Here is a 12,272-nt window from a genome sequence, read left to right as displayed (position 1 = left end):
CGGCAGGGATACCAGGGCGCCGGAGGCACGGTCCGTGTCCCCTACCGCGGCCGTTGGGAGACGGTCTCGGCAGGCCAGCAGGCCGTCAACCGATCCCCCGCAAATATCCGGGCCCTCGTCGAGCAGGCGGTCGCCGCCCTCAAGTCCTGGCTGCTCCTCCGCAAGCTCCGCTGCTCGACCACCCGCATCACGAGCCTCGTCCAGGCCACCCTCACTCTGCACCTGGCCGGCTCAGGCTGAGGAGGGAAAGGGCTCACCGGCTCTCGCTCTCTCTCGTTGTCTCTCACGGTTCGCGGCCCACCTCCGGCGCACTCGGCAGCCCAAGGACGCGGCACCAGGCCGCGCCCCGGATCGCGCCGCCGACCGAATCGGCCTTCACCAAGGGCACGGTGCTGCGTGCGCTATTCCATCGCCGCGTCCAACTCCACGTTCCCGGAGCAGTCCATGAACCAGTGCGCGCGGAAGTCCACCGGCATCGGGATCGGGTGCTGCGGGTCGGTAAGATGAGGGAACAGGTACTCCGTGGCCGTGCAGTCGAACCGATCCCCTGCTTCCGGTTCGGCTCCGGTGACGTAGACGGGCCACCGGTCCGGGTCCGGGCCCTCGGCGATCCAGTGGAACGACTGCTCGTGCTCGTTGCCCATCCAGGGCACCAGCCCGCCCAAGGCCGGGAAAGGCGGATGCGGCTCCCAGGGCGCCTGGCCCAGCCCCGCCGCCGACTCGGCGCTCTTGATCATGTCGTCCGGCATGAACACGCAGTGGAAACCGTCGAACATGCCATCGCCGAACGTCTCAACGAGCGCCTTGTAGTCGCTCGGTAGGGGCGTCCCCAGGCGGGACTCGACTGCCGCCCAGTCGACATGGCCCGCAGTCCTCGGCACCCAGCCGGTCACGGCGACGAGCCTTTCCAGCCAGGAGGCCTCCGCGGGCAACTGCTCCGCGACCGGCATGCTGCGCAGGGCGATCACCAGGGCGGGTCCGGCATCCTCGCCTTGACCGGTCCGGCCGAAGGCGACCCACCGGTTGCTGAACGGCCAGGCATACCTCCAGTCGACCTGCCCCAACAAGGGCAGTGGCGGCAGTCGCTGGAAGCCGGCGAATGGCTCACCGTACCGGTCAGAAAGCGTCTCGACGAGGTTGCCCAGGTCAGCACGACCGGAGACGGGAAGGCAGACATGACCTGGCGCATGCCCGTGCTCACGGCAGGCTAGGTCACGAAGATCCGGCCACAGGATCTCGGCCACGGCAGTCAGAAGCTGTTCGTCGTCCATGCCCGCGAGTCAAGCACTCGCCGCCGACAGCAGAGCTCAGCGAGGCAGCGTCGTACTCTCCGGCCAGCCGTCCCACCACGTGCCCTGCTCAAACTGAGGTTGGAAAAGGCTCCCTACGTTGTTCTGCGGGAGGCGGTGAGCCCTTCGCCACGTGGGCGAGCCCCGGGCTGGAGGCGGCCGCAACTCTGCTCAGCACTGCGGCTCCCACAGTGTCGGGCCAGGTGTTGAACCACCTTTCCGAGCGGGCCTCCGCTCGGACCGCAGAGACCGTGCAGCGGCGCGTGCTGTCACGGTTCGGGCGGCGGCGTCCCCCAGCCCGGGAGACCGCTCAACCGCTGTCCGCCATACAGTTGACCGACGTCCGCACGGTCGCCGTTGAGGCGGCCCGGCGGTTGCACGTCCCCGAGGAGCAGGCTCAGATCATGGCGGACGCCATAGTCGCGGAGCCGGCCACCATGACCCAGCCCCCGGCCGACAGCAGTGATCCGGGGGACAGTACACAGGGCGCCGGTCAGTGACCGGGGGCGTGGCGCCACGGGCGGCAGGTAGGAGTGCTCAGCAAACAGCCCTGCGCCTCGCGAACTAACGCCCGGGCCGGAGGTGAGATACAGCGTCAGCTCCAAGCGGATGACGCTGAGAACGTCGTCACGGTTGACGAGGTGCTCCCGGACGGAACGAGGGAAGGCCCCTGGGCCCGTGAGGGCGGCCCCGGGGCTTTCACCCTGCGTGCTCCGGGCCCGTATCAGCCGTTGGCGAGCGCCTTCACCCGGTCCAGCGCCCCGTTGAACCTGTCGTGGTCGCCGACGGTCGGGCCGGACGAGGTGTACTGCCACAGCGTGTAGTAACCCCAGCCGGCCGGCAGCGTGCCGACGGTCGAGGCGTACCGGGCGATCCACAGGGGATTCTTGGTGGCGAAGCCGCCGTAGTTTCCGGTGCACTGGGTCCACCAGCTGGTGGCCGTGTAGATCACGGCGTCCCGGCCGGTGCGGGCCTTGTAGGTCTTGAGGAAGTCGGAGATCCAGCTGACCATCGCGCTCGCCGACTTGCCGTAGCAGGTGGCGCCGTAGGGGTTCCACTCGATGTCGAGGACGCCCGGCAGGGTCTTGCCGTCGCGGGACCAGCCGCCGCCGTGGTCGACGAAGTAGTTGGCCTGCTTGGCGCCGCTGCTGGTGTCCGGGGTGGCGAAGTGGTACGCGCCGCGGATCATGCCGATGTTGTACGAGCCCTTGTACTGCTGCTTGAAGTAGGGATTCGTGTAGTACGTCCCTTCGGTGGCCTTCGTGTCCGCCCACTTCACGCCGCTGTTCCACAGCGTCGACCAGGCGACGTTGCCGTCGTAGGAGCTGACGTCGACGCCTTCGGTCTGGGCGGCCTTCCTGGTGACGGGCGTGCCGCTGCGGCCGTCGTGCGCCAGGACACCCATGCCCATGTAGGCGGAACCACGGGCAGGGGCGGCCTTGCTGGTGACGGGCGTGCCACTGCGGCCGTCGTGCGCCAGGACACCCACGCCCAAGGAGGCGGAACCACGGGCGGGGTCGGCGTTGCTGGTGGCGGGCGTGCCGCTGCGGCCGTCGTGCGCCAGGACACCCATGCCCATGGAGGCGGAGCCATGGGCGGGGGTGGTGTCGGCCGAGGAGGGTGCGGTGCAGATGACCGAGAACGCTGCGAGCAGGGCTCCCGTAACGGTCAGCCGCCCTGCGCGGGCCGTTCCGGATCTGTGCACGGGCATGACGTGCCTCCGATAAGTAGGCGGTGCTCGGTGGGAGGAAATGCGCGCATGCCCCACAGTCGCACGGAGGGAGAGCGGATCAAGGTCGACCCGCCGAGAGCGGCTCACGCGCAAGGCGTTGGAGGTCAGCCGGCTCACCGCCTTTGATGCGATCAGGGCCCGGCTCGACTCCGAGGCCCGAAGGTCACCCTCACGATGGAGGTCCGGGAGTGGGAGCCGCTGGCCTGGACTCCGCACGGCATGCCGTGCAACCGTGGCCGCCAGGGCACAGCCGGCAATTCCCCCGAGACCGGGGCCAGGAGCACAGCCTGGTGCTGCAGCAGGTCCTCGTGCTGGAAAACCTCAGCGAACGGCGCGTGGAAGCGCGGTTCGTCGGCGACCTGGTCGTGTCGGACGAAGACCGGCGGCCCCGTGCCGCCGGCGTCATCGTCCTGGAGCCGGGGAGAAGAGCCGGGCGGGCTGTGTATGTAAGAACGCAAGTCGTTGACCGGCAGCTGTCCGTTGTCAGCCGTCGCGGTGCTGTGTCAGCCCCACGTGCCACACTGCCGGCCATGTCAGTCGCTGATCTCACTCTCCACCGGTGGCGGTCCTTCGACCAGCTCACCGCCCGCCGCACCGCCCAGGAAGCCGCCGACCATGTGGGCGGCCGGGTGACACTCGTCGAGACCACGGAGTACCTCGGTGCCCCGCTGCACCGCGTCCGAATCGAGCGGAACGGGCAGGAATTCGCTCTGATACCGGGAGGCCCCGTGTCCCTGGGCTTTGATCTCGACAACTGGCAACCGACCCCGGAGCAGGTCGCCGACTACGCCGAGAGCCTGGAGCAGGGCTACGGCTACGGGCCTGATCTGCGGACCCACCTCGCGCAGGTACTCAGCGCTCGCCGGAGCGTTCACCTGGCCACCGTCCTCATGGCCGTGGAGGACGAGAATCTGACTGAGCCTCCTGCTGACATGCTGGCTGTTCTCTCAGCCCGTGGCCTGCGGATGCCGAGCTCCGACGAGTGGGAACACGCTTGTGGCGCCGGGGCAGACACCCTGTTCCGGTGGGGGAACGACTGCCCCCTTGACCGCATCCCCTATGGGGATCGCACCGGCCCGCAGAACCAGCTGAACGCCTTCGGCCTGCATATCGCCTACGACACCTATCGCACGGAGCTGACGAGCGATGTCACTGCGGTCCACGGCGGCGACGGGGGTGAGTCGGTGTGCGGCGGCTACGGCCACATGCTGGCCTGGCTACCCCTGGCCACCGCCAACCGCAACCCTTCCATGGTCGAGTTCGTGTACGGACCGGACGGAGAAGACATGTACGAGAACTTCTCCACTCGACCGGTACTCACGCTCTGAGCCTTCACGTGCATAGCCTGCCGGGCGGGCCTGGTCAGGGGCCCGCCCCACTGCTGATCAGTGAGTGAGGCGACCGACTTCCGGTCAGCCGCGTTGACTCTCAACTCCACCGGCAGCAAACGCTGTTCCGCCCGCCGTCCCCTGTCACCTGTACTTCTTCTGTTCCGGGGCGAGCGCGGATCACATCCCGCGCGACGCAGGCGACGTACCCCTTCTGATCCATCGGGGGGTCACGCGCGCAGCGAGGTGGCCGCGAGCCCGACGGCGGTCAAGGCCGTACCGACGATGACCAGTGGCTTGCCGACCCGGTGCGCCAACCGGCCGCTGACGATCCCGGCAGGCCGACCCGGTACGTACATGCCCGGAAGAGGTGGAGGCCGACCAGCGGCCGGCGTCCGCACCGGGCCACCACGCGCTCCCCGGTTGAGAGAGACGGGGATCCGACGCGCGGACCGCTTCCCCATCTGCGCCCGATGGCGGCTCCCGTCCGAACCCGCGGTTCACCTCACGCCCATCTGACCGCCCGCGCGTCGCCTGTCCCGGTCGCCGCCCGTGAACCGTACGGGCCAACACGTACTGCCGTCCGAGGGATGCGGCGGTTGGATCCGGCGCGGCCGGGACACCTTCCTTGCCGGAGCACACGGGATACACCCTGCCCGAGGGGAACCGGTGCCTGCGGGCTCCGCGCCGCACGCCCATCGCTCACCCGTGTGATTGCAGGAAGGACCTTGACGTGTCTGACCCCGTCGTCCTCATCACGGGCGCGCTCACCGGTATCGGCCGCGCCACCGCCCTCGCCTACGCCCGCCAGGGCGCGAACCTCGTGGTCTGCGGCCGTCACCAGGACGCGGGTGAACAGCTTGCCGGGGAGTTGGCCGGCCTCGGCGTCCAGGCCGAGTTCGTGCGGGCCGACGTGCGCTTCGACGCCGAGGTGAGGGACCTCGTCGACCGCGCGATCGCGCGGTTCGGGCGGATCGACGTCGCCTTCAACAACGCCGGCACCGAGGGAACACCCGGACCTGTCACCGAGGTGACCGACGATGCCTACCAGGCCACCTTCGACACCAACGTCAAGGGAACCCTGCTGTGCCTGAAGCACGAGTTCCGGGCCATGAGGGCACAGGGCGGCGGCAGCATCGTCAACGTCAGCTCCACCTTCGGCCTGATGGGTTATCCCGGGGCGGCCTTGTACGTCGGCAGCAAGCACGCCGTCGTCGGCATCACCAAGGCGGCCGCCCTCGAAGGCGCCGATCACGGTATCCGGGTCAACGCGGTCGCGCCCGGCTACACCCGCACCGCGATGTACGACCGGTTCACCGGAGACGACACAGCACGTGACGCGGTCGACTCGGTGCTGCCCATGCACCGGGCCGGCACCCCGGAGGAGATCGCCGCAGCCGTCCAGTTCCTGGGCTCGGACAAGGCGAGCTACGTCACCGGGCACATCCTCCTGGCCGACGGCGGCCTCATGGCAGGCGGGCCCCTGTTCCCGAGTTCGTGAACCACGGAGCCGCCGGCACCGGCTGTGGCGGCCCCCGCGACAGGCGGTGAGTCGCGGTTCAGGCCGCCTTCGAGGATCCAATCGGGTGTGCCCGACAGTTGTGATCGACGACGAGGGTGGCGCCGGGCTCCGGGCGTCGCCAGGGGGCTGTCAGGCGGTGGCGGACAGGCAAAGTGTGGCCGGCGTGTCGCTCGTTGCCGCTCTCGCTGACCACTGGGGCACCGTCCCCTACCCGCCCAGTGGCAAGACCGTCGGGGCCGAGCTCCTCGACACCACGACCAGCGCGTGATCACGCCGACGAAAGCGGGGTGGGGCCCACCGTTAGGCGTTCTCGTCGTGGATCCGCGCCCCAGGTCCTCCGCCCACTCCAGCGCCCACGTCTTGAGCTCTTCGATCTGCTGGGAGGTGAGCCCGTACGCGGCATAGTCCTCGTCCTCGTACCAGTCCGCGCCGATGAGCCGGTCACGGAAGTCCTCGACGCTGAACTCGTCGTGGGCGCGGCGGCGGCCGAGGGATTCGAGGTCGGCGGTGGACCGGTGACGGGAGGCGGCCTGGACGTCGATGAGGTCGCGGACGGTGCCGCGCTCGGCGAGGGCTCGGACCTTGGTGCCGATCACGTCGTCGAAGGAGAGGACGGGCCCTAGGGGGTCTGGGCAGGCGGGGCCCAGAACGCGATCACGTAGCCGATGAACATGGCAACTTCTCCAACGATCTATGGGTGACAACCGTTGAAGTGTATCAATGATTTATGTCGATCCACAATAAGCCCACTGTTACGGTGGACGGCATGGCAGCTGCGCACCCGAACAACCGCCTCGGATTCCTTCTCTCCTTCCGCGGAGAGCTCACCGGCGCGCGCATCCGCGCCGCCCTGGTCGTCGCCGGGCTGCACCCGCGCACCGCGATGACCCTGATGCACCTCGCCCCGGGCGCCACCAGCCAGCGCGAGCTGGCCATCACGATGGCGGTCGACCCCAGCCAACTGGTCGCCATCCTCAACGAGTTGGAGTCCGCCGGGCTGTGCGAGCGGCGCCGCGACCCCGCTGACCGGCGGCGCCACATCGTGGAGATCACCCCGGCCGGCCAGGAGGCGTTGGGGCAGATCGACGAGGCGGTGAGTGCGGCCGAGCGCGAGCTGTTCGGCGACCTCACGGAGGCCGAGCAGACCCTGCTGCGGGGCCTGCTCGACCGCGTCGTGGTGGATCCCGCCGCCCACGAGTGCGGCGAATAGACGGGACGAGAGCCAGGGGTCAGATCAGTCCTCGAAGGTGACAGTGGGCGCAGCCCTGCCGGCACCGATGTTGGTGACGATCTCGATCCACTCGCTGGACAGTCTCAAGGGCGTCTCCGCTCGCCGGATACGGCTGGGGGGTCCTCCCGGCCGAAGGCTGGGGGAGAGTTCACCGGCCAGATCAACCGCGCCATCATGCACGGGCACCTGTGGTCGCCCTCGTATTTCTCCGCATCGTGCGGCGGAGCACCGTTGACGATCGTCCGCCAGTACATCGAGGAGCAAAAACGTCCGCTCCAAGGTGCACGTCAGAGCAGCCTTGAGATGCGTTCATCCCCGGCATGAACGCCGGGGCTTTCTGCAAGAGTCCCGGTAGGCGCTGGTGGTCGGCGCATATCGGCTGGGGACTCCTGGTAGCTCGAGGTTGCGATCCCAACCGAGCGGCACCAGGAGGCCCCTGCGCCGCAGTCTCCGCCGCCTGCACGTCGGCAGGCGGCGGAGACCGCGCCCCGAAGCCGGCGGCGTCGCGCTCGAGGCCTCAGCCCTGTCGCGCCTTGAATCGGGGGTTCTTCTTGTTGACGACGAAGGTCACGCCCCGGCGGCGCACCACCTGAGCGCCCGGCTTGGCCTTCAGGGAGCGCAGGGACTTCCGCACCTTCATGACTGTCTCCTCCTCTTGCTCCGGCTCCCTTGCTGGGGCGCCGGACGGCGGTCAACCGCGGGCCGAGGCGCCGCGGCCGTAGCGCCGCTCGAAACGCTCCACCCGGCCCTCGGTGTCCACGACGCGCGAGGTGCCGGTGTAGAAGGGGTGGCTGCCCGACGAGATGTCCACGTCGATCAGCGGGTAGGTGTTGCCGTCTTCCCACTCGATCGTGCGGCTCGAGTGCGCGGTCGAACGGGTCAGAACCGCGATGTCTGCGGCACGGTCGCGGAAGACGACCGGGCGGGAGACGGGGTGGATACCTGGCCTCATGGGTTTTCCTCCTCGTGGCCGTCCCCCGGCGGCGGCTCGGCTCAGCGCTCCTCGCGGAACGGGACGTGCTTGCCGGCCACCTGGTCGTACTTGCGCAGGACGAGCCGGTCGGGGTCGTTGAGACGGTTCTTGCGGGTCACGTAGGTGACGCCGGTCCCGGCCGTCGACTTCAGCTTGACTACGGGGCGCATGGTGCTGCGTGCCATGAGGTTCTCCTTTCGCCGACACCCCAGGTGATTGTCCCGGGCATGTCAGCTACCACTTCTCCCAACAACGGAACCCTTCGCTGCATTCCCGACTCGCCACCGCCCCCTGCGGGACCGCGCCTGGGCAGAAGACGAGGCCCGGGGACACCGCCCCTTCGTCATCACGTGTCCCGCAACGCGGCAGGTCGCGTGGACATTCCCCTGAGCGGCGAAGCGCTCAGGACGGTGGAGGCAACTGAAGATGGCGCAGGTCGAAGGGTACCGGGCTGGCGGGGCGGAACATCGGTGACGCTTCACCGTCCACAGCCAACAGCACGATGCACTCACCCAGCTCGGCATGGAATGGACATGACGCTGGCGCCCTGACCTGTGGGCGGTCCTCGTCTGCCGCTCGTCTCGTCAGGTAGACCGCACGACGATGCCGTTGGCGCGCGCGACAAACTCACCCTCGCGGATGCACGTCGCCGCGTCCAGCCGTTCTGGAAGTCCTGATAGCCCTCGACCGGTTCCTCCATCCACTTCGAATGCCGCTCGGTGGCGCGCTTTCAGGGATCCTCGTCGGCTCGGTCTTCGGGGTGCCGCTTTTCGAGAACTCCGACGAGGGCCGAGGCGACGAGGGCGACGGCGCGGTCGTTGTCGTGGGCCAGTTGGTGCAGGAGCTCCTGCCCGGTGGTTCCCGCGAGCTCGACCAGCGCCTGGGTGAGGCGGATCCGTGTCGCGGAGTCCGCGGTGGGCGCGGCGAGTTCGCCGGCCAGGGCGGTCATGATCCGGTCCGCGCATTCGGGGACCTGGGACAGCGTTCCCAGAGCCTCCGCCGCGTCCACGTCGTTGGGGCCCTTGACCACCATGCCGACGAGTGTGGGCACGGCCGCGGTCACGCCATGCCTGCCCAGGGCCAGGGCGGCGTGCCTGCGCACCGTCGTGTCCGGGTCCCTGAGGGCGTCCGCGAGCACCGCGGTCGCCCACTACACCCGCCGACGGGAAGCCGGCGACCGCTACCACGCGGCCCCTCCGCAACCTGTTCAACCGCCTGATCGGCCAGCTCCATCACTGCCTGACCACTCGTCAGAAATGCGACGAAGCGGTCGCCTTCGCCCCACCGGCTCTGCCAACGCTCGCAACAGCTGCTTGACCCCATAGCTGCATGGGGTGTCTTGTCGCCGCTGAGGTGGTCGGGTACGCGGGTGTCCGCCACCGGCGCGGCCGACGCGGATGCGTTCCATGACCGAAGTACCCCGGACTCACCTTTGAGTGAATACGAGTTCTGCGAACCGAACCAGCGCTTCGCGATCACCGGAGCGTCATCTTTGATCTTGCTCGGGCAAAGGACCGTTTATGAGAATCCAGAGTGTGACGCATCCGGTCGTTCATAGCTCTGGTCGTTCTCCATGTGCACGTGGAGCAGTCCAAGGTCCACGGCGTCCAAGGCGGTCTCAGGCGCCCGAACGCGACCCGGGCCTGGAATGATTGGTTTATGCGTGCGGTCCGGCTTCTCTCTCTCGTCCTCCTGCTGCAGAACCGGGGCAGGCTGACGGCTGGTGAGCTCGCTGAGGAGCTGGGTGTCTCGGTGCGGACCGTCTATCGGGACATCGACTCGCTGAGCGGCGCGGGCATTCCGGTCTACGGGGACGGCGGGCACGGCGGCGGTTACCAGCTGCTTGGCGGCTACCGGACCCGACTCACCGGGCTGCATGCCGACGAGGCCGAGTCTCTGTTTCTGGCCGGGCTGCCGGGCGCTGCGGACGACCTGGGGCTGGGAGAGGTGCTGGCGGCGGCGCAGCTGAAACTGACCGCGGCGCTGCCCGCACCGCTGCGGGACCGGGCAGGCCGGGTCCGTGAGCGGTTCCACCTCGACGCTCTCGGCTGGTACCGGGAACAGGACTCCCCGCCTGCTCTTGTGGCGCTCGCCGATGCAGTGTGGAACCAGCGGCGGATCAGCGTGCGCTACCGACGTTGGGCCGAGCCGCAGGAGGTCGAGCGCCAGCTCGACCCCTACGGCCTGGTCCTCAAGGCGGGCGTCTGGTACCTCGTCGCAGCGGTGGACGGCGCCGTGCGGACGTACCGGGTGTCTTCGATCCTCCGCCTGGACGTCGGAGAGGTCGGTTTCGAGCGCCCTGAGGGGTTCGACCTGGCCGCCCACTGGCAGGATTACCTCACCGTCTACGACGCCCGCAGGCTGCGGCTTCAGGCCTCCGTCCGGATTGCTCCAGCGCTGCTGTCCGCGCTGCCAGACCGCCTGGACGCGGCACTGGTCCGCGCCGTCGAAGCCTCGGCAGGGCCGCCAGAGGCAGATGGCTGGGTGACGGCGACGGTGCCGCTGGAGTCGGTCGAGCTTGCTGTGCCCATACTGCTGTCACTGGGGTCGGACATCGAGGTACTCGCCCCCGAGGAGCTGCGTCGCGGGATCGTGGAGACGGCGGCGGCCGTGGTCGACCGGTACCGACCAGCGGACTCATCAAGCCGGGCGGGGGCCGGCGATCTCAGCAGCAGTCCGGCGGACAGGGTCGCCAGCAGCGCAAGGGCGGCGAGGACCCCAAAGCCGTAGCGCGTGTCGCTGTGGTCGGTGACCGTCGCGACCAGGAACATCACAGCGACCGTAGCCGCCAGCCCGCCACCGTTCGCCAGCCCGAAGACCCTGCCCACAGTGGCATCATCGGCCGAGGTCATCAGCATGGTCCGGGAGGCGATCCGGGCCTGCCCGAAGAAGAACGCACCCAGCGGCACCCCGACGAGATAGCCGACGATCCCGAACTGGCTCTGCAGCACCAGGCCAACATTGCAGAGCAGAAAGCCCACGACGGCGATGCGAAGGTCGGGACTGTGTCGGCTGACGATTCGGTACGCACCGGTGGCCGCCAGGAAACCGAGGCATCCGAGAGCGTCCACGGCACCGAACGTCGCTGCCCCCAGACGGAGTTCACCGATGACGGCGGTGGGCAGCAGAGCATTGAATACCGTGACGACCACGCTCCCCTGGGCGTAGAGCAGGATGAAGCGGCGCATCCGCAGCGGCCCGCGCGGAGCCGCTGCCGGCGCTGGCCCCCCGGCAGCGGTGGCCGTCAGCGCCCGGTCCGGGCGACGCGCCACCGCGACGACGCAGAGCGCCGAGACGATGAAGGTCCCGGCGTTGAACACCAGCAGCGGCACGGCACCGAACGCCTGGACGGACAGCCCGCCGATCGTCGCCGACAGCAGCATCCCCGCCTGGGTCCCCATCTCGTAGCGGGCGTTGAACCGCCGCAGCCGGTCCGCCGGGACCCGTTCCTTGATCAGCGCGGAGCTTGCCGGGAAGAACAGGGCACCGACCACGGCGAGCGCCAAATTGGCGCTGTAGATGCCGGGCCCCGGGGAGCCTCCGCAGGCCAGCCACAGCGGCAGTGCGAGAGCCAGCGCCGCACTGGTGATATCGCAGCCGATCCACAGGGCCCGCCGGTCGAAGCGGTCGGCCAGCCGCCCAAAGAAGGGCGACAGCAGCGCCTGCGGCCCGGCGACGGCGATGAAGAGCCAGCCGACGGCCATCATGGTCTGCTGCTCCCTGATCATGAGCAGTGCACCGACGATGAGCTGGACATTGTTGCCGAGAGCGGTGGCGAAAGCAGCGGGCACAAGCAGCCGCTCGGCCCGGCCGGAGTTGTGACTGAAGATCATGGCACCACTGTCCGGAGGTTCACTGACATCTTCTGTCAGTGAAGTTTCCGCACAGCGTCATCTTCTGTGTCGTCGTCTGCGGCGCCAGACCTCCGTTGTGCTCCTGAAGCCACATCGCGGAGACCTGCGGATCTCTCCATCAATCAGTCAGGCCGCCTGGCCGAGTCCCTCACTGTGCAAGAACCGCCTGCACCTCGACGTCCACAGTGAGCGCGGCGGCCTCGACAAGCCGGGGGCAACCCGCGTCCGCGAGGTCGCCAAGGGGCCTGCCGGGCACTGGTGGATCATGCAGGACCCGGAAGGCAACGAGTTCTGCACGGCGTAGGCCGGGCCGCGACCGCCCTCGACACCAGTGCTGCGCGCC

At 68.9% G+C, this 12,272-nt stretch carries 12 protein-coding genes and 5 pseudogenes; 8 read left to right on the top strand and 9 right to left on the bottom strand.

The window, feature by feature from the left end:
• Positions 1-3 precede the first annotated feature (3 nt).
• A pseudogene (locus TNCT6_RS35885) lies at positions 4-240 on the top strand (transposase family protein); the annotation flags it as partial.
• A 161-nt stretch (positions 241-401) separates the two neighbouring features.
• On the opposite strand, the gene TNCT6_RS35880 reads toward TNCT6_RS35885, so the two are convergent.
• Positions 402-1,271: an SMI1/KNR4 family protein gene (locus TNCT6_RS35880; protein ID WP_141365810.1), complete on the bottom strand. Its 870-nt coding sequence runs from the start codon at positions 1,269-1,271 to the stop codon at positions 402-404.
• 350 nt (positions 1,272-1,621) lie between these two features.
• Between TNCT6_RS35880 and TNCT6_RS40270 the strand changes: the two genes are divergently transcribed.
• Entirely contained in the window at positions 1,622-1,789 is a 168-nt protein-coding gene (locus TNCT6_RS40270) for a hypothetical protein (RefSeq protein WP_172633159.1), read from the top strand.
• A gap of 224 nt (positions 1,790-2,013) precedes the next feature.
• Here TNCT6_RS40270 and TNCT6_RS35875 read toward each other — a convergent pair whose 3' ends face one another.
• Complete coding sequence (locus TNCT6_RS35875) at positions 2,014-3,000, bottom strand: lysozyme (RefSeq protein WP_253266360.1); 987 nt, start codon at positions 2,998-3,000, stop codon at positions 2,014-2,016.
• Between the two features lie 551 nt (positions 3,001-3,551).
• Here TNCT6_RS35875 and TNCT6_RS35870 point away from each other — a divergent pair.
• On the top strand, positions 3,552-4,349 hold the full coding sequence (locus TNCT6_RS35870) for a hypothetical protein (protein ID WP_141367137.1): 798 nt from the start codon (positions 3,552-3,554) through the stop codon (positions 4,347-4,349).
• Between the two features lie 230 nt (positions 4,350-4,579).
• Here the strand turns inward: TNCT6_RS35870 and TNCT6_RS41800 are convergent, their stop codons facing one another.
• Positions 4,580-4,708 (bottom strand): hypothetical protein, encoded by a 129-nt coding sequence (locus TNCT6_RS41800; RefSeq protein WP_301184416.1) that lies wholly within the window; start codon positions 4,706-4,708, stop codon positions 4,580-4,582.
• Between the two features lie 374 nt (positions 4,709-5,082).
• On the opposite strand from TNCT6_RS41800, the gene TNCT6_RS35865 reads away from it, so the two are divergent.
• Positions 5,083-5,850, top strand: a complete 768-nt coding sequence (locus tag TNCT6_RS35865; RefSeq protein ID WP_141365807.1) for an SDR family NAD(P)-dependent oxidoreductase — start codon at positions 5,083-5,085, stop codon at positions 5,848-5,850.
• 464 nt (positions 5,851-6,314) lie between these two features.
• Here TNCT6_RS35865 and TNCT6_RS41395 read toward each other — a convergent pair.
• Positions 6,315-6,467 (bottom strand): annotated as a pseudogene (locus tag TNCT6_RS41395) (hypothetical protein); the annotation flags it as partial.
• A 170-nt stretch (positions 6,468-6,637) separates the two neighbouring features.
• Between TNCT6_RS41395 and TNCT6_RS35850 the strand changes: the two are divergent.
• Together TNCT6_RS35850 and TNCT6_RS40265 are read left to right on the top strand one after the other, a co-directional pair.
• Positions 6,638-7,081: a MarR family winged helix-turn-helix transcriptional regulator gene (locus TNCT6_RS35850; protein WP_141365805.1), complete on the top strand. Its 444-nt coding sequence runs from the start codon at positions 6,638-6,640 to the stop codon at positions 7,079-7,081.
• Between the two features lie 201 nt (positions 7,082-7,282).
• Positions 7,283-7,426, top strand: a pseudogene (locus tag TNCT6_RS40265) (transposase); the annotation flags it as partial.
• Positions 7,427-7,619: 193 nt separating this feature from the next.
• Here TNCT6_RS40265 and ykgO read toward each other — a convergent pair.
• The 4 genes from ykgO to TNCT6_RS35825 form a co-directional block, all read right to left on the bottom strand.
• Positions 7,620-7,742 (bottom strand): type B 50S ribosomal protein L36, encoded by a 123-nt coding sequence (gene ykgO, locus TNCT6_RS35840; RefSeq protein WP_141365801.1) that lies wholly within the window; start codon positions 7,740-7,742, stop codon positions 7,620-7,622.
• A 51-nt stretch (positions 7,743-7,793) separates the two neighbouring features.
• Positions 7,794-8,054 carry a type B 50S ribosomal protein L31 gene (locus TNCT6_RS35835; RefSeq protein ID WP_141365797.1) on the bottom strand — a complete coding sequence of 87 codons (261 nt, stop codon included), beginning with the start codon at positions 8,052-8,054 and terminating at the stop codon, positions 7,794-7,796.
• Positions 8,055-8,095: 41 nt separating this feature from the next.
• On the bottom strand, positions 8,096-8,260 hold the full coding sequence (gene rpmG / locus TNCT6_RS35830; protein WP_141365795.1) for a 50S ribosomal protein L33: 165 nt from the start codon (positions 8,258-8,260) through the stop codon (positions 8,096-8,098).
• Positions 8,261-8,805: 545 nt separating this feature from the next.
• On the bottom strand, positions 8,806-9,213 hold the full coding sequence (locus TNCT6_RS35825; protein ID WP_141365793.1) for a HEAT repeat domain-containing protein: 408 nt from the start codon (positions 9,211-9,213) through the stop codon (positions 8,806-8,808).
• 521 nt (positions 9,214-9,734) lie between these two features.
• Between TNCT6_RS35825 and TNCT6_RS35815 the strand changes: the two genes are divergently transcribed.
• Positions 9,735-10,805, top strand: coding sequence for a YafY family protein (locus TNCT6_RS35815; protein WP_141367135.1), 1,071 nt, complete (start codon positions 9,735-9,737; stop codon positions 10,803-10,805).
• A 77-nt stretch (positions 10,806-10,882) separates the two neighbouring features.
• On the opposite strand, the pseudogene TNCT6_RS35810 reads toward TNCT6_RS35815, so the two are convergent.
• Positions 10,883-11,908 (bottom strand): annotated as a pseudogene (locus TNCT6_RS35810) (MFS transporter); the annotation flags it as partial.
• A 166-nt stretch (positions 11,909-12,074) separates the two neighbouring features.
• Between TNCT6_RS35810 and TNCT6_RS35805 the strand changes: the two are divergent.
• Positions 12,075-12,233 (top strand): annotated as a pseudogene (locus TNCT6_RS35805) (VOC family protein); the annotation flags it as partial.
• Between the last annotated feature and the right edge of the window lie 39 nt (positions 12,234-12,272).

It is taken from the genome of Streptomyces sp. 6-11-2, assembly GCF_006540305.1.
Taxonomy (GTDB): domain Bacteria; phylum Actinomycetota; class Actinomycetes; order Streptomycetales; family Streptomycetaceae; genus Streptomyces.
Note: the sequence above shows the minus strand (reverse complement) of the source record. Positions and strands in the feature narration are given on the sequence as shown.